The organism is Xylanibacter ruminicola 23 (assembly GCF_000025925.1).
Lineage (GTDB): Bacteria > Bacteroidota > Bacteroidia > Bacteroidales > Bacteroidaceae > Prevotella > Prevotella ruminicola.
This window is the reverse complement of sequence record NC_014033.1, coordinates 3083025-3101169: the sequence shown is the minus strand read 5'-3', so window position 1 is coordinate 3101169 and position 18145 is coordinate 3083025. Positions and strand designations below refer to the sequence as shown.

At 46.6% G+C, this 18145-nt stretch carries 15 protein-coding genes; 9 read left to right on the top strand and 6 right to left on the bottom strand.

Annotation, left to right across the window (positions count from 1 at the left end; all coding sequences use genetic code 11):
• The first annotated feature begins 275 nt into the window (after positions 1-275).
• The 3 genes from PRU_RS13155 (at position 276) to rnc (ending at position 2862) form a co-directional block, all read left to right on the top strand.
• Positions 276-512, top strand: coding sequence for an acyl carrier protein (locus tag PRU_RS13155; RefSeq protein WP_013065488.1), 237 nt, complete (start codon positions 276-278; stop codon positions 510-512).
• A 69-nt stretch (positions 513-581) separates the two neighbouring features.
• Entirely contained in the window at positions 582-1844 is a 1263-nt protein-coding gene (fabF, locus tag PRU_RS13150; RefSeq protein WP_013064787.1) for a beta-ketoacyl-ACP synthase II, read from the top strand.
• A complete protein-coding gene (rnc, locus tag PRU_RS13145) occupies positions 1834-2862 on the top strand; it encodes a ribonuclease III (protein ID WP_013064022.1) in 1029 nt (342 codons plus the stop codon). The genes fabF and rnc overlap by 11 nt, the downstream gene beginning before the upstream one ends.
• 4 nt (positions 2863-2866) lie before the next feature.
• Here rnc and PRU_RS13140 read toward each other — a convergent pair whose 3' ends face one another.
• Entirely contained in the window at positions 2867-4204 is a 1338-nt protein-coding gene (locus PRU_RS13140; RefSeq protein ID WP_041386877.1) for a serpin family protein, read from the bottom strand.
• Positions 4205-4353: 149 nt separating this feature from the next.
• On the opposite strand from PRU_RS13140, the gene PRU_RS13135 reads away from it, so the two are divergent.
• The 5 genes from PRU_RS13135 (at position 4354) to PRU_RS13115 (ending at position 10528) form a co-directional block, all read left to right on the top strand.
• On the top strand, positions 4354-4902 hold the full coding sequence (locus tag PRU_RS13135; RefSeq protein ID WP_013063272.1) for an RNA polymerase sigma factor: 549 nt from the start codon (positions 4354-4356) through the stop codon (positions 4900-4902).
• Positions 4903-4922: 20 nt separating this feature from the next.
• A complete protein-coding gene (locus PRU_RS13130; protein WP_143040108.1) occupies positions 4923-6191 on the top strand; it encodes a PorT family protein in 1269 nt (422 codons plus the stop codon).
• 73 nt (positions 6192-6264) lie between these two features.
• Complete coding sequence (locus PRU_RS13125) at positions 6265-7773, top strand: GH3 auxin-responsive promoter family protein (protein WP_013064214.1); 1509 nt, start codon at positions 6265-6267, stop codon at positions 7771-7773.
• The gene (locus PRU_RS13120) at positions 7770-9722 is read left to right on the top strand and encodes an Ig-like domain-containing domain (protein ID WP_013064375.1); all 1953 of its coding nucleotides are present in this window, start codon (positions 7770-7772) and stop codon (positions 9720-9722) included. The genes PRU_RS13125 and PRU_RS13120 overlap by 4 nt, the downstream gene beginning before the upstream one ends.
• Complete coding sequence (locus PRU_RS13115) at positions 9719-10528, top strand: DUF3108 domain-containing protein (RefSeq protein ID WP_028906408.1); 810 nt, start codon at positions 9719-9721, stop codon at positions 10526-10528. The genes PRU_RS13120 and PRU_RS13115 overlap by 4 nt, the downstream gene beginning before the upstream one ends.
• 2 nt (positions 10529-10530) lie before the next feature.
• On the opposite strand, the gene PRU_RS13110 is transcribed toward PRU_RS13115, so the two are convergent.
• The 5 genes from PRU_RS13110 to PRU_RS13090 form a co-directional block, all read right to left on the bottom strand.
• Positions 10531-11313: a uroporphyrinogen-III synthase gene (locus PRU_RS13110; RefSeq protein WP_013064259.1), complete on the bottom strand. Its 783-nt coding sequence runs from the start codon at positions 11311-11313 to the stop codon at positions 10531-10533.
• A complete protein-coding gene (locus PRU_RS13105) occupies positions 11307-12533 on the bottom strand; it encodes an MFS transporter (RefSeq protein ID WP_041386269.1) in 1227 nt (408 codons plus the stop codon). The genes PRU_RS13110 and PRU_RS13105 overlap by 7 nt, the downstream gene beginning before the upstream one ends.
• Before the next feature lie 15 nt (positions 12534-12548).
• Positions 12549-14648 carry a TonB-dependent receptor gene (locus PRU_RS13100; RefSeq protein ID WP_013064485.1) on the bottom strand — a complete coding sequence of 700 codons (2100 nt, stop codon included), beginning with the start codon at positions 14646-14648 and terminating at the stop codon, positions 12549-12551.
• 22 nt (positions 14649-14670) lie between these two features.
• Positions 14671-15696: a uroporphyrinogen decarboxylase gene (hemE, locus tag PRU_RS13095; RefSeq protein ID WP_013065403.1), complete on the bottom strand. Its 1026-nt coding sequence runs from the start codon at positions 15694-15696 to the stop codon at positions 14671-14673.
• Positions 15697-15806: 110 nt separating this feature from the next.
• The gene (locus PRU_RS13090; protein ID WP_224082989.1) at positions 15807-17144 is read right to left on the bottom strand and encodes a histidine-type phosphatase; all 1338 of its coding nucleotides are present in this window, start codon (positions 17142-17144) and stop codon (positions 15807-15809) included.
• A gap of 123 nt (positions 17145-17267) precedes the next feature.
• Here PRU_RS13090 and PRU_RS13085 point away from each other — a divergent pair, with 123 nt between their 5' ends.
• Entirely contained in the window at positions 17268-18143 is an 876-nt protein-coding gene (locus tag PRU_RS13085; protein WP_013064277.1) for a YicC/YloC family endoribonuclease, read from the top strand.
• The last annotated feature ends 2 nt before the right edge of the window (positions 18144-18145 follow it).

Here is an 18145-nt window from a genome sequence, read left to right as displayed (position 1 = left end):
TATTCGTTTTATTTTGCAAAACTACAGAAAGTTTTTCAAATATCCAACTAAAATTGAATAAAATCGCCATATTTTGTATTTTTATAGTATTAGTCACACCTAAAAAGGGCATATTTTTGCACAAATGCCCCTATAATGTGCAAACGAAAGTAAGTTTTTCTTAAAAAAATTTGCGTAAGTGAAAGAAAATGTGTTACTTTGCACCCGATTTCGGCAAAATGCCGGAAAAATTTCAAGATAGCAACATCATTATTAACAATTAAATTATTACAATTATGTCAGAAATTGAAAGCAAAGTAAAGGCAATTATCGTAGACAAACTCGGTGTAGATGAGGCTGAAGTAAAGGCTGAGGCTAGCTTCACAAACGACCTGGGTGCAGACTCACTGGATACTGTTGAGCTGATCATGGAGTTCGAGAAGGAGTTTGGTATCTCAATTCCCGATGATAAGGCTGAGAAGATCGGTACCGTTGGCGACGCCATCGCTTACATCGAGGAGAACGCAAAATAATATTTGTTTACTACATAATGGTTGTTTCCTTATTTTAAGAGGCAACCATTATGCTTTTAATTTAAGCTTATGGAATTAAAAAGAGTAGTTGTAACAGGTCTTGGCGCAGTTACGCCAGTGGGCAACACTCCCGATGAGATGTGGAAGAACCTGCTCAACGGAGTTAGCGGCGCAGCACCTATTACAAGTTTCGATACAACAAATTTCAAAACAAAGTTTGCATGCGAGGTAAAGAACCTCAACGTGAACGATTTCCTGGATCGCAAAGAGGCACGTAAGATGGACCGCTACACACAGCTGGCCATGATTGCTGCCAAGCAGGCCGTTGAGGATAGCGGTATGGATCTGGAGACTGAAGACAAGAACCGTATCGGCGTGGTTTATGGCGTAGGTATTGGTGGAATTAAGACCTTCGAGGACGAGGTAAAGTACTATGGTGTTCACGAGGCCGATGGTCCTAAGTTCAACCCCTTCTTCATCCCCAAGATGATTGCTAATATCGCAGCAGGTCAGATTTCGATTTTGTATGGCTTCCATGGCCCCAACTATATCACCGCTTCAGCTTGTACATCTTCATCTAATGCGCTGGCCGACGCCTTCAACCTGATCCGTTTGGGTAAGGCAAACGCTATCGTTGCTGGTGGTGCCGAGGCAGCTATCTGCGCTACTGGTGTAGGTGGTTTCAATGCCATGCACGCTCTCTCTACTCGTAACGACGAGCCAGAGAAGGCCAGCCGTCCATTCAGCGCAAGCCGCGATGGATTCATCATGGGCGAGGGTTCAGGTTGCTTGATTCTCGAGGAACTGGAGCACGCTAAGGCTCGTGGTGCTAAGATCTACGCTGAGATGGTAGGTGCTGGTATGAGCGCTGATGCTCACCACATCACAGCCTCTCACCCCGAGGGTCTGGGTGCTAAGCTCATGATGCAGAACGCTCTCGAGGATGCTGGCATGAAGCCTGAGGACATCGACTACATCAACGTACACGGTACTTCTACCCACGTTGGTGATATCTCTGAGGCTAAGGCCATCAAGGAGGTATTCGGCGATGCTGCCTACAAGCTCAACATCTCTTCTACCAAGTCGATGACTGGTCACCTGCTGGGTGCTGCTGGTGCTGTAGAGGCAATGGCTACCGTTCTTGCTATTAAGAACGATATCGTTCCTCCAACAATTAACCACGAGGAGGGCGACGAGGATCCTGAGATTGATTACAACCTGAACTTCACATTCAACAAGGCTCAGAAGCGCGAGGTACGTGCTGGACTCAGCAACACCTTCGGCTTTGGTGGTCACAACGCATGTGTAGTATTCAAGAAGTATGAGGCCTAATAACATCATAGATAGAATAAAGCTCCCTTTCCGTCAGGAGAAGGAGCTTTTTTCTTCTCTTTATGAGATATTGGGATTCTACCCCCACAATATCGAGTATTACAAGATGGCGCTGATGCACAAGAGCATCCGCAAGCGCAACGACAAGGGCAAGCCGCTGAACAACGAGCGACTGGAGTTCCTGGGTGATGCTATACTCGACGCTGCTGTGGGTTACATCGTTTACCGTCATTACGAAGGTAAGCGCGAAGGATTCCTCACCAATACACGATCAAAACTCGTAAGCCGCGAAACGCTTGGAAAGTTAGCTACCGAGATGCGATTGAGCAATCTGCTGATATCAGCAGGTCATTCAACCTCGCACAACAGCTATGTTGAGGGTAATGCTTTCGAGGCGCTGGTAGGTGCCATTTATCTGGATCGTGGCTACGAGGCTTGCCTGTGGTTCTTCGAGAATCAGGTTCTGGGCAAGTTCATTGACATCGATAAGGTTGCATTCAAGGAGGTAAACTTCAAGTCGAAACTGCTTGAATGGAGCCAGAAAAATCGTGTGCGTTTGGAGTACAAGCTCACAAAGCAGAAGAAAGATGAGAACGGAAGTCCCGTTTTCACCTATATGGTAATTATCGAGGGCGTTAACGGCGAAAGCGGTTCGGGCTACTCAAAGAAAGAGGCCCAGCAGAAAGCGTCGAAAGACACGCTGCAGCGCCTGAAGCGCGAACCACAGTTTGTAGATGCTGTGTTTGCTGCCAAGACAGCCCGCACCCAGATGGAAGAAGAGCCAGCAATGGCTGTGCCCGATCCTGAAAAGGAGCAACAGAGCTTTATCATCGAGCAGCCAGCAGAAACAGAACAGGTTGAAGAGCAGTTGGTAAAACAACCAGCCCCACAACCTTCGAAGAAGCCAGCAATAGATTTTTCAGATAAGGAATTCGACCTCTCGGACATCTCTCATAAAGAGAAATCGCGCGAGGAAATCATAGCCGAAGCTGAAGCTGCAGCATTTTCTGGGGAGTAAAGTTCTACTCCCTAGAAAATTTTCCTACAAACACGATAACACCCGATGAGGCCTCGCTGATGGTATACACAAAGGGGCGATTAGCATGGAATATGGCCTTAGGATATTCCACAGGTTGAGGATTAGGGGTGAAAGCCGTACAGTTTGCCCCACCAATGGTTACGGCAGCCGCCTCAGAACCTTCCTCATTCACCTTAATCTTTGCCTTCTGGCGCATCATACTAATATACATATTCTCTTTTTCGCACATATTGGGCACCTCAGATAAGGATTGATTAAATACCAGATTAATCCCCAGCTGTTGCAGTAGGGCGACAAGACCGCCTTTCAATGTCAGTTTATCTGTATCCGAACTGGTTTCAAAGCGTGGCAGTTTCAGGTCAACTTCGTGTGCCATGTATGTGTCGCCCATGGTGCCGCAGAATCCATTTCCCTCTAAAAAACCGAGTTGTCCTATACGCTCGATTATGTCGTCGGTGGTCTTTCCTTCCTCAGGCAGCATTACCGTCATCTTCCATAAACCATTACCATAAGGTATCTCGATGGCACTATAATCCTCATTCTTCAGATATTGGATAAGCACATTCTGGTGCATCAATGGCAGCTTGATGGTACCATTTGTCGCAGTAAACTTCTCTTCCTCGGTATTCTTTGCCTCGAACTTAGATGCCCAGTCGGCTTTAAAATAGATGGCATTCAGCAGATAGGTCACCACTTTCTCATCTATCTTATCGAGAATGGTTGGAATCATGCCATTGGTATGATCGCTGGCCCAGTCGTTGATGGTCTTGAGCGTTGATGGCAACTTGAAGTCCAGGTTCTCTGCCTGAGCATCATAATACTGCTTCATGTCCTGCTGATACTGCTGCTGCAGCGTGCCCCTGTTCTTATTGACAAACAGGGCATTAGCGATGTTCAGCGTTACCTTGTCATCCACTTTTGGCAGACCGTCAATCAATTTCTTGCAGTAGTCGTTGACAGCCTTGATACCACCCTGATGGAAACCCATGACTTGTTCCAGCTCCTGTTCCGTCTGTCCTGTGGCAGCATCGTTCACCATGCCTAATACATAGGTAATGCTCAATGGCGAATAGATAAAGCTCTGGCCGTTTTGTTCAGCCTTGTTTACTGCTTTCAGGAAGTTCAGCGTAAACTGGTTGTTGTCGTTTACAAACACACTCTGCTCCTGAGTTAGCTGTATAGGCTTTGATTCACCCAGCATGTTTACAACTTGCTTGGGTTCGAGCTGCTCAATCTCTTCTGACGAGCTGCATGAAAGGAGGCTCGAAAGGATGACTCCACTCAGCATAATGGCTGATAATAAAAAAAACTTTTTCTTCATATTCATACGTATTTTAGGTTCATTTCGCTATAATAATGCAGTATTTAAGCGATTCTTGTATAGAAAAATGTTAAAGAAACTAAAAACTTTCTGTTCTCATACAAGATTTCAGTACTTTTGAATTCTTAATCATAGAACGTAAGCAGAAAATGGTCAATCAACTCGTTGAGCGAATACGGAATAAAGACCAACGGGCGATGAGCGAGCTCTACCAGATGTATATTGGTGAGCTATCATCGGTCTGCTACCGCTATATACCCAATAGCGACGATGCGAAGGATGTGCTGCAGAACAGTTTTATAAAGATATTCACCGCCATCCCATCGCTTGAGTATCGCGGCGAAGAGGCGTTCAAAGGCTGGCTGATGAGGGTTGTAGCAAACGAGGCGCTGATGTTCCTAAGGACCAAGAAGAAACTGCTGTTTGTAGAGCAGGACGAGATAAAACAGAAGCAAGCGGATATAGCAGACGACACCCCTGCAACAGAACAGATTTCGGCCGACCAGCTGCACCAGCTGATAAGCGAACTGCCTGATGGATACAGAACGGTACTGAATCTGTATGTATTTGAAGACTACTCGCATCGGCAAATAGCCGAGCTACTTGGCATTAAGGAAGGCACATCAGCTTCTCAGCTCTATTACGCCAAACAATGGCTGGCGCGAAGAATAAAGGAATTAATAATCGAAAAGGGATGAAAGAGGATTGGACGAAACAAATGAAACAAAAACTGGAGGGGCACCAGATGACTCCACCAGCCGGACTCTGGGAGAGCATCAGTAACGAGATGCAACTCCAGACTGAGTCTGAGTCTGCCCCTGTTTCAGCCCCAGCAAAGACTGTTTCTATGCGCCGCTGGTATTGGGTGGCTGCAGCTGCCATCCTGGCGATTGTTGGATGCTTTACCGTTTATCAGTTTGATACCAAAGAGCCCCAGTTAACGGCTAACAGCCAGAAAGTGATGGCACCTAAAGCCGAAGCAGACAAGCCAGCAATGCCGGCAGAAGAACTAATACTTCTGGCTCAAGCGACAAATGATCATAAGGTAGAAAAAACTATGGGAACGAAGTGTCAGCCCCAACCCCAGTTTTACGAACAGCAACTACCTACAGGCGAAAATCTGCAGGAGGTGACAGACAATAGCTTACAAGAGGCTACAAACAAAAACGCTCCAGATGCTACTGACAATCATCAGCAGGTATCAGAAGACACCCAAATTATTGCGTCGCAGGAAAAGAAACAAACCTATCTGCCTGATGTTATCAATCCAAGCGAAACCCGCTCAAAATCAATCGATACAGATAAATGGACCATCGGACTGAACGGTTCGAACGGTTTGTTGATGGCTAGTAATAATTTAGGAAACACTATGGGTGGACAATTCCTGAATAGCGATGCGAATTACGCAGTTAACAGCGATGTTGATTTAGACAAAAACGGCGGTACTATTGTTACCGACTACATCAAGTTCGGCGAAACTTCTTCGTTTACCAATATGTACACCCTGCCCGATGTAGTTTCGAAACACAAGTTGCCTGTTAGATTCGGACTCTCGTTACAGTATCAACTTAGCAATCGCATCGCTTTGCATAGTGGTATCAGCTATACCTATCTTGAGTCGGAGTTTATCACACCTATTACCAACAGTAATAATTACATCCAGAAACTCAGATACTTAGGTATTCCCGTAGGCGCATCATGGAACATATGGAGCACCGGTAATCTTAATGTTTATCTAGCGGGTACCGCCTTGCTCGAGAAATGTATCGACGCTCAAGTATCCGATGGCGATATCGACCAGCGCCCCTGGCAGTTCTCACTTAATGCCGCTGCTGGTGCCGAATATAATATCACACGCCAGTTCGGACTTTACCTTGAGCCTGCGCTGGGTTATTACTTTAACGACGGAACCTCTTTGCAGCATTATTACAAAGAGCATCCGCTGGCACCATCTATCCAGTTTGGATTAAGATTACATCTTAAATGATAAAAAAACGAAAAATATTCCCCCTTTACAACGGAATTGCGTAATTTTGCAGGCAGATTGCGCAATTATTAACATGAGTATAACAAAGATTGTAAGAAAAGTATTCGAGCCTAGACAAAAGGAACTCGAGAAACACTTCAACCAAGGCAAAGCACTCCAAGAAGCTGTGCTGGGCCGACTGGTGGCTGAAGCCCAAGATACGGAATACGGACGAAATCATGCCTTTGCATCAATAAAAGGTTACGATGATTTTGCCAAACACATCCCCGTAAATACCTACGAAGAACTCAAAGAATCGATAGATCGCATGCGTCATGGCGAAACAGATGTGCTGTGGCCAGGTCGTGTAAAATGGTATGCCAAATCATCGGGCACTACCAACGATAAATCAAAATTCATCCCTGTAAGCAAAGAGGGACTGAAACGCATACACTATCGTGGCGGATTTGATGCTGTGGCCATGTATCTGCAAAACAATCCTAAATCGCGCATGTTCGATGGTAAGGGACTGATTCTTGGTGGCAGTCATGCACCTAATTATAATCTGAAAGACTCTCTGGTTGGCGATTTGAGCGCCATCCTGATTGAGAATATCAACCCGTTGGCCAATCTGGTTCGTGTGCCGAAGAAACAGACAGCTCTGCTTTCTGACTTTGAGATTAAGCGCGACCGTATTGCCCGCGAGGCCATGAACAAAAACGTAACCAACCTTTCGGGTGTACCCTCGTGGATGCTCTCTGTACTAACCCGCATGATGGAGATAACAGGCAAAACACATCTTGAAGAGGTATGGCCTAACATCGAGGTGTTCTTCCATGGTGGTGTGGCCTTTACGCCTTATCGCATACAGTACGAACAGCTCATTACCTCGCCCAACATGCACTATATGGAAACGTATAATGCCAGCGAGGGATTCTTCGGCCTGCAGAACGATCCATCGGACAAGTCGATGCTGCTAATGCTCGACTACGATGTGTTCTACGAGTTCATACCAATGGACGAAATTGGCAAGGAGAATCCAACCATCGTACCATTGTGGGGTGTAGAAACAGGTAAAAACTACGCTATGGTTATCTCAACCAGCTGTGGTTTGTGGCGTTATGAAATCGGCGACACCATCCAGTTTACATCTACCAATCCGTACAAGTTTATCATCTCTGGTCGCACCAAGCATTTTATTAATGCCTTTGGCGAGGAGCTGATAGTAGATAATGCCGAAAAGGGACTGGCCTATGCTTGCGAACAGACAGGTGCCGAGGTTTCGGAATATACCGCTGCCCCTGTGTTTATGGACCAGAACGCCAAGTGCCGCCATCAGTGGCTCATCGAATTCAAGAAGCGCCCTGCCAATCTGCAGCAGTTCAGCGATCTGCTTGATAAGCATCTGCAGGAAATCAACAGCGATTACGAAGCTAAACGTTATAAAGATATTACGCTGCAGCACCTTGAGATTATCGAGGCACGCGAGAATCTGTTTAACGACTGGCTGAAACTGAAAGGCAAGTTAGGCGGACAGCACAAGGTGCCTCGCCTTAGCAACTCTCGCGAACATATCGAACAATTATTGAAGTTGAACGCATGAAGAAACTCCTCTATATCTGCAGTATAGCTTTGGCTATGATTGGTTGTGCCCGCATGGGACAGCCCGATGGCGGTTGGTACGACGACGATCCACCAAAGGTTCTAAGCGCTACACCTGCCGATCAGGCCACCAACGTGAACACCAAGAAGATTACCATCCTGTTTGATGAGTATATCAAACTTACCGACGCAACCAACAAGGTGATTGTGTCGCCCCCACAGTTGGAAGTACCCGACATCAAGGCTGCGGGTAAAAAAATTGTAGTGGAACTGCAGGACTCACTGATGGCGAATACCACTTATACCATCGACTTCAGCGATGCCATCAGCGATAACAACGAGAATAACCCTATGGGTAGCTATACCTATAGCTTCTCCACAGGCGAAAAGATTGATACTTTCGAAGTATCGGGCTATGTGCTCGATGCCAGCAATCTAGAACCCATCAAGGGCATCATGGTAGGCTTGTATAATGATCTGGCTGATTCTGCCTTCCAAACCAAACCTATGCTGCGTGTATCGCGTACCGACAGTCGTGGACACTTTGTAGTAAAAGGTGTGGCTCCTGGCACTTATCGCGCTTATGCCCTGCAGGATGCCGATGGCGACTTCCGCTTTACACAGAAGAGTGAGATGATTGCCTTTAACCAGCAGACCTTCGAGCCTGGCTCTAAGCCCGACGTGCGAACCGACACCGTTTGGCGCGACTCGTTGCATATCGATGCGCTGATAAAAGTGCCTTACACCCACTTCCTGCCCGATGATATCACACTGTTGGCATTCACCCACGTGCTTACCGATCGTTTCCTTATCAAGACCGAACGCGTAGAAGCCAATAAGTTCTCGATGTACTTCAGCTATGGTCATCCCGACCTGCCAGTTATCAAGGGTTTAAATTTCGACAGTAACGATGCTTTTGTAATCGAGACAAACGAGAAACAAGACACCATCCATTACTGGTTGCGCGATACCACACTGATTAATCAGGATACCCTACGTATGGAGATTAACTATCAGATTTCCGACTCTACAGGTATGCTCATTAACCAAACGGATACCATCGAATCGCTGGCTAAAACTCCATACGCCAAGCGACAGAAGGAAAAAGCCAAGGAGATTGACCAGTGGATGAAGGAGCAGGAAAAGAAAAAGAAACGTGATATGCCTTACGACTCCGTATGGCACGAGAAACCCTTGGAGCCCAAGTTCGATGTGCCATCACAGATGGATCCCGATAAGGTCATTAAGGTTGAAATGCCTACACCTTTGCAGCATTGCGACACAGCTGCGGTTCATCTCTATTCGATGATCGACTCTGTATGGTACGAATCAGATTGCCGCATGGAGCCTATACCCCATCAGATCAGAAGTTACCAGATTCTGGCCGATTGGCGACCAGGCATAGAGTATAGCCTTGAGATAGATTCTGCAGCTTTCGTAGATATCTATGGCAAAGTATCTAATGCCTATAAACAAGGCATCAAGGTTAAGGGCGAAGACGAATACGGCACGCTGAAACTTAACATCTCGGGTATAGAAGATTCTGCCATGGTGGTTCAGTTGCTTAACGGTTCGGATAAAGTAGTAAAACTGGCCCATGTAAATAACCATGTGGCCGAATTTAAATACCTTAAACCCGAGAAGTATTACGTAAGTGCCTTTATCGATAGTAATGGTAACGGCATCTGGGATACAGGAGACTATGCCGAAGGCCGACAGGCAGAGGCTGTTTATTACTATCCCAAAGAGATAGAAGGCAAAGCCAAATGGGATTTGAATCTTAACTGGAATGTAACGGCTGTACCCGTGTACAAACAAAAGCCAGAGAAGATTACCAAACAGAAACCAGAGGCTGCCAAGAAACTAAAGAACAGAAATGTAGAACGCGCCCGCCAAATGGGTATAGAATACCTGAAGGATAAGGGCATAAATGTAGATAGCAAGAAATGAAGAAGATAATTCTTTCGCTGATGATTATGCTTGGCACAGGCCTCTCGGCCCATGCCCAGTGTGGAATTGCCAATACCGCCTTTAAGAGCGGCGAGAGCCTGGAGTACGACCTTTACTTTAACTGGCAGTTTATTTGGGTAAAGGTTGGATCGGCCCAGATGGATACAAAGATGACCAAGTTTGAGGGCAAGGATGCGTGGAAATCGTACCTGATTACACGTGGAAACTCTAAGCTCGACAAGTACTTCACTATGCGCGATACCTTGCTGTCGTACTGCAATCCCGATCTTTCGCCAATGTATTTCCGCAAAGGCGCCCGTGAAGGTAGCAGATACTATGTAGATGAGATATGGTACACCTATCCTAATGGCAACTGTCAGCTGAAGAAGCACCGTATTGATGCCGATGGCGAACAGCATTGGAAAACCAGCACCTATCGTAACTGTATTTACGATATGATGTCGATCTTCCTGCGTGCCCGCAACTTCGATGCCACCAAACTGAAGAAGGGTCAGGTTATCCCCACCCCTATCAGCGATGCACGTAATCTGTCTAACTCGTGGTTGGAGTTCCGTGGTCGCGAAACCTTCAAGATGAATGGTTCAAAGGAGAAATTCCGTTGCCTGGTAATGTCGTTCTATGAGCGCGAGGACGGAAAAAGTCACGAGCTTATCCGCTTCTATATCACCGACGATCAGAACCATATACCAGTACGCCTCGACATGTTCCTTTCGTTCGGAAGTGCCAAGGCCTACCTGAATAATTATAAAGGTGTTCGCAGCGCGATGACCTCGAAAATCAAATAGGGTTATATCTCCGTTTCGAGATAATCAATAAAGTCAGAAAAGCTATATTGATTGGGGGAGGTGCCTGTTACGTTTAAGCCAGCCTCCTCAGCGCATCGTGTGGTGTAAGGACCAAACGAGTAGATAGGCACGTTAACAGGCTGGCCCTGTGTTTCGGCAAATTTCATAATTCTTGATAATACGTAGGCCTCGCCACCACTGGTGAGGGCTACAGCGCTTATATTACCGCTACGTAGGGCATCGGCTGTTTCGGCATAGTACTCATCGCTCATAGCTGTGGTACGATAGCAATATACATATGATACGTCGGCACCTGTTGCGCTTAGGGCATTCTGGAAATTGGTGATCGTTGGCGGAACAGGCAGTCCGCTATATTTAGGCCACAGCACAGCAATACGCTTCGACTGTAGTGCCTGTTCGCTTTCCAAAGCCTCGATAATCCCCATCAAACTGGGTTTGGCATGTGGTAATGCCACTGTAACACCCAGAAACTCCTGCACGACTTTCTGATCTTTACCTATGGCTACTACCTTACCATCAATAAGCGATCTGTCGACACCAGCAGAGGAAAGTGCCCTGACGGCCATGATGCTTGTGCAGATAATATAATCGTACGATGCCAACTGATTACAGAACGGCAGGAAAGTGCCACCAGGGGGCAGTAAGGTACTGCTGATAAAAGGCACAAACATGGGATGAAAGCTGCATGTGGGGCGTTTGCCAAAAGCCTCGTGCAAACTTACATGATAGGTGTCGGGAGCTGTAAATAAAATACGTTTTACCATTTGGCCAGCATCTGATTAGGTTTAAACACACGAATTACATAAATCAGACTTACGAGCGCAATGCCAAGCTCGATGAGATAGAGGCCACGATAGTCGAGCCACTCACCTACACCACCTGAGATAATCGAGATGAGCGACGAACTGAGATGAACCACAACCACCTGGATGGTGAAATCGGTTCCCTCACGTCCATCGCGTACACAATCCATCGCTGTGGTATAAACCACAATCGACGCAAAGGCATGACATGTTTTTACCAGCAGCAAACCACCTACCAATAGGGGGAGTGTAGGCGAAATAAACGTTAGCAGCAGGAAATATAGCGGAGCTGTAACAATCATGAAGGCCACCATCAAGCGAGCTCGATACATACCGATACGACGGATTAGCACATGGGCCACCCAAGCCATCACAAACGATGTGGCTGTACCCACCATACCAAACCACACACCAATCTCCTTCATGTTATAGCCCAAGTCAACCATATAAGGGCGCACATTGGCAATAATGCCGATGATACCCATAAAGTAGAGCAACAGGAAGATCACGTGTGGGATAATTTCCTTGCGCGAGAAGAACCACATAAAATCCATCAGCTTGGCACGCTGTTTGGGCGAACGTGGCTCGATATGTATCTTCTTATTAAACTGCAAAGGCACCACCATGAACCAAGCCACCAATCCCAACAGCGGGAAAACAACACTCCAACCAAAATGGTCGAGCATCACGATAAAGATACCACTACCTAAGAAAGCACCAGCGTAACGTCCCATCGACTGCATACTATTCACAGCACTATGATCACCCTTACCAAAAGCCCTCACCGCCAAACCATCGGTAGCAATATCCTGTGTAGCCGATGCAAACATCGATATAAAAACTAACACAAAGATAAAGTAGATATCGGAGGAGATATCCAAGAATCCGATACACATGATTGAAAGGGCATAGACCGACTCCATTAGCAGGATGAAACGGCGATAGCTGGCCAGATGAGAACACTGGCGATCTACCATAGGGGCCCAAAGAAACTTAACGAGCCAGGGGATATGCACTAAGTGTAGCAGGCCGATAGTGGCCAGACCATAATTGGCCTGGCGCATACTTACCTGCATGGCAGTAGTGATAAACGTTGAGGGGATGAACTGCGCTATGTAGAGACAGAAAAACGTAGCGAGATTCAATCTCCTTACATTATCTACGCTGGTGGTTGTTGCCATGAAACTATTATTGGTTTAGAAATTTAACTCGATAGTGGTTCCAAACATCAATGGCTTGCCTGCCTGGGCATAGTTGCCGGTAGATGACTTAAAGCCGTAAGCCATATAGTTGGTATCAGTCAGGTTCTTACCCCATACCTCCCAGGTAACAATACCCTTGGTAAAGGCTACCTTGGCGTTGAGTGTGGTATAGAAATCCTGACTTACCAGATTATCCTCGGCCCAGTAGATACGACCCAAGCCACGCAAACCTACATTGAACATCACACGATCTAACCAACCTGTGGGGTTGATGGTGTAGTTGGCATCGAGGCTTAGCGTGTGGTTGGGCACCATGGGCAGGCGATTATTAGTATAATCTACTGTGGCACTCTTTACATAAGAGAGGAAACGGGCATAAGTATATCCATAGTTAGCCGTGAACTGCAGGCCCTCAACAGGACGCACGATTACATTCAACTCAGCACCCTTGCTATCTGTATGACCAGCATTGGTGGTGATATTACCCACGCCTGTAATGGTAGAAGTAATCTGCATGTGACGCCAATCGATATAGAACAGGTCGGCACTCAGGGTAAGCAGATTGTTCAGCAGGTTAATGCTGGCGCCAACCTCGTAGTTCCAACTGTATTCCGGCTCGTACGAACGCTCATCGAATGTAGAGAACGACTTATTGAAACCACCTGGTTTATAGCCACGAGTAACTGACACATAGTAGAGGTTATCCTCGGTAGTAAGATACTGAAGCGTAAACTTAGGTGTTACCTGTGTAAAATCCTTGCTGCTCTCGAAAGATTCGCCTGTAGCCGAAGACATCTGACTGGGATCAACCAACGTAAAACCTCCATCGGATAGTGGCGAGGCTTTTACTTTTAGATTATCATAGTTGGTCTTTGCATGCTCATAATCAAAACGGATACCAGCTGTAGCCGAAAGTCCCTGCCAGATGTTGTAGGTACTCTGGTGATACAGGGCCAACGAACTGGTTGGAACACAATAGTTGGTATGACTGAGCGAGCCTGCTGATGGTGAGAAGTTATCAACTGTACGATCCACATGCTCCATCATGCCAAAGGCACCAACCACCCACTGGTAACGGCTATCGTTATTCGACTTGAGAGTAAACTCCTGCGACACCATATTCTGGTGGCGGGCATTCTCTACAAACGACTTGTCGTTAACAGTAAAGTCCTGATCGATAGCCTGCTTTGAGTTGATATACTGGAACGATGTCTGGCTATTAAAGCTAACCACAGGACCATTATAAGTAATACCCAGACCATTGGTGCTGATAAGGCGACGGAATGAGCTATAACGGTTGTAGTTGATATCCTGCAACGTATTGGTTTCAACATTCACTGGGGCATAGGGATAACCTCCCTGATCGCTGTAGGAAAAATGGCTGTTAAGGCGTATCAACCAATTATCAGATGGCTTATAATACAATCCTATACGCTCCTCGGTCTCGTTCATCTTATCTACCTTTTCGTTCAGATAGCTATTACGGAAGGCGCCATCGTTATGATGATAGAGTGCACCAAAGGTAAAACCGAACTTATCCGATACCTTGGTGTAATTAGATATCTGCGTGCGCAAATCGTTATATTTACCATAGCCCAGACGAACACGGGTGTTCTGATACTCCAATGGGTTACGGGTACTGATGTTTACAATACCACCGATGGCATTTCTACCATACAATGTACCCTGCGGACCACGTAGCACCTCAACCGAGGCAACATCGCCCAGATCGCAATCAAACGAGAGGGGCTCGTAGAAAGGCATACCATCTACATAAAAGCCGATACCTGTTCCATCCGACTTATTACCCACACCGCGTACAAACACGGGGCAACTGGCTCTCGAACCATAGTCGGGCATATAGAAATTGGGAATAACGGCAGTTAACTCCTTAAGTCCTGTTATCTGCTGATTACTGAGCTGACGAGCCGACAAAGCCGAACGCGATGCAGGCACCAACTCGTATTTGTTTGTTTTAAACGCACTAACCACCACTTCGTCGAGCTTGTACGAGCGGGCTGTGGTTGTGTCGGCGGGTGTAACCTCTGGTCCTTCAACCACCAACATTGCTGATAATAGTAATCCTAAAAACATACCTTTTGTTAATTTATAATGATTATTTTTGTGCTTGTCTGAACCATTCTGTTACGAACTGTACATTCTCCAATGGCGTATCCTTGTGAACGCCATGACCCAGATTAAAGATATAATTGGGATGCTCTCGGAAGAAAGCCAGATACTGCTGCAGATGCTGCTCGATAACAGCCTGAGGGGCAAACAGTATACGTGGATCCATATTGCCCTGAATACCTATGGCCGGATTAACCAGATGACGAGCCACCAACAAGGGTGTCTGCCAATCGATACTTACAAAATCACAATCCTCAGGGGTGAGCATCTGCAGGCCAGCCCCAAATCCCTTGGGGAAGAAGATAATAGGCAAGCCATGCTGCCTTACAGCAGCTGTGATACGGCGCACAAAGGGCATAATCATATCCTGATAAAGCTCGGCAGATATCACACCAGCAAACGACTCGAATATCTGGAAGGTATCGATACCATGAGCTGCTTGCAAATGCACATAAGTCTCGCTGGCGCTGGTGATGGCATCGAGCAACTGGAGCGATTCCTCGCGATGGGTGTAGAGATAGCGTACCACATCGGTAAACTGCATCGTCTTGTCGCGACCACCCAACATGTAACACAAGCAGGTAAGCGGGCCACCACAAAAACCAATCACAGGTGTATCGGCCCTTTTCTGGCCCATAATCTCATCCAGCGTATCGGCCACATGATTAAGATGCGAGGGGCTAAAGCTTAATTCTGCCGCAGGATGCTCTACATCCATCAGCGGATGGGGAAAAGCAGGCCCTTCGTTGGTCCATTCCACCTTGACGCCCAACGCCTCAGGGATTACCAAGATATCGCTAAACAAGATGGCAGCATCCATACCCATATCGTCAATTGGCATCAAGGTAACCTCGGCAGCCAGATTGGCATACGACATGATGGTACGGAAAGGCAGCATCTTAGTGAGCTGGCGATAACGGGGTAATACGCGACCAGCCTGTCGCATCATCCATACTGGAGGGCGACAGGCTGGTTGGTGATTGATAACCGCAAAGAAGGGATTGCTATACATATTTATTATTAATTCTTGTGTTCCTAAACACCTTTAACTTATTTCGGGTGCAAAGGTACGACAAATCAAAAAGCTGTGCAATCCCTATAAATATGGATTTTTAACAGATGTTACTTGTTTTCTGCTTCAAAGGCGGCAATCTTATTTTTATAATATGTACGTAGCTCCTGCCAGTTATAGTAAGGCCACTGGTTGGTCTTGATAGGCAGATAGGCCTCGCGCTCGTTCAGCAGGGCCTTTACAAGAATATCGCCAGTCTTTCCCTTTTTGGGGCGATAGAATATCAGCTGGATATTGCAGCCCATGGGGAAAATGCGATAGTTACGCCAATACTTATCGAGTTCATCGAGATTGTTCACAACCATGCCGCAGTTATCCAACTCCAACAAACAAGCCAGAGGCATTACACAAACCTCGTGGCCAAATCGCAAAGTGGCCTGTGTCTGAGTAACGGTGTCGGCAGTAGCTATGATGTTCTTCAGCAGATTAAGCTGACTGAAAGGCATCTTACCACCCGAAACAGGCGATGCACCATAATCGAGATACCAACCTACATTCTTCTGACGCCACTGGTCGTAAACCTCCTCATCGGTAAACAGCGAGAAGAGCTCCAGATCGGTGTCGTGACTCTGCATATTGCAAGCCACATGGAACAGCTGGCGCATCAGCGAACCTGCATTCACATTATTATATACGTAGGCCTCGTCGTTAAACAACGCTTTCATCAAGCGCTCTGGGTGGGTGTACTTATAGGCATATTCGCGCTCTTCCTTATCGCCAGTGGTGCGTCCAAGTTTCGCTACCAGTCCATCCCAAGGCTGATTGAGATAGTACTGCAGACTCTCGCTTACATCGTTATGAATCTGGGCTGTAGGATTAGCAGCAGCCAGCTCTTCGCACTCAGCAATCATCGACAGAATACAACGGTTCACCGTGGTGCTACGGGCATCTATCTTTAGATTCTTGGTTTTGAAAATCTCAGGAAAATGCTGCACCATGCGCTTTCCGATACCATGATGCTGACGTTCACCGACAGCAGTCAAATCGCCTAAACGTTTATGGGCTGTAGTGTAGATAGCTTCGATAGTTGCGAGTGTTTTCTCACCTAATGGCGTAAGTTTCCCTTGCTCCTTAGCTGCCTTCAGCGTTGCAAGGGGTTTTGAGTAATTGCCATCGCTGATGAGCCAACGCGATCCATGACGACCATAATGACTCATATAGTAAGGTTCATAATTCTTAGGAGCGGGCGTCAGCGCCTTGTCAGTAAGTTGACGATCGTAATCCAAATAGTTACTACCTGCCAAAAAACGATTTGTTGCAATCTCATCTTTAGCCGAAGTCTCAAAAACAGGTGCATTCATCCCTGAGCCTTGCTCGCCTACCCGTAGCCCTTGCGCCTGCAAAGTCATCGAAAAACCGATGGCCAGAATTAATAGTTTTCGTTTCATAATCCTTTATTGTTTGATATTGATGTGCAAAGATAATCAAATATTCGGAAAAAAGCATTTTTATTTGGTTTTTTACGCAGTTATTTGTAATTTTGCAGCCAAATATTATTAAATAGGTATAGCATGATACAATCGATGACAGGCTACGGCAAGGCGGTCGTGGCATTTAAGGAGAAGAAAATTCACGTAGAAATCAAGTCGCTGAACTCAAAACAGCTCGACTTGAACACACGTATTGCACCTCTCTATCGTGAGAAAGAGATGGAGATGCGCCAGATGGTGGCAGAGGCTCTGATTCGCGGAAAAGTGGACATGAGCGTTTGGGTTGAGAAGGATACATCGGTAGATCCAACCCCTATCAACGCACAGCTGGTTGAAAACTACTACCAGCAGATTAAGGCCATCGCCGACAAGACTGGTATTCCAACTCCTGAGGATTGGTTCTATACCCTGCTCCGCATGCCAGACGTAATGACTAAGACTGATGTTGAAGAGCTGGACGACGAGGAGTGGAAGGTAGTGAAAGGCGGTGTAGCCGAGGCCCTGAAGAACCTGGTTGACTTCCGTACTCAAGAGGGTGCTGCCTTGCAGAAGAAGTTTACTGAGAAGATTGACAATATTGCCAAGCTGATGGGCGAGATTGAGCCATACGAGAAGAGTCGTGTTCAGAAGATTAAGGCACGTATCATAGATGGCTTGCAGCAGATTCCAACAGCCGACTATGATAAGAACCGCTTGGAGCAGGAGCTGATTTACTATATTGAGAAGCTGGACATCAGCGAGGAGAAGCAGCGACTGACCAACCACCTGAAGTATTTCCGCGACACCATGAACGAGCCTGCCGGACAGGGTAAGAAGCTGGGCTTTATCGCTCAGGAGATGGGTCGTGAGATTAACACAACCGGTTCGAAGAGTAATCAGGCCGAGATGCAGAACATCGTGGTTAAGATGAAGGACGAGCTGGAGCAGATTAAGGAACAGGTTCTTAACGCACTTTAAAC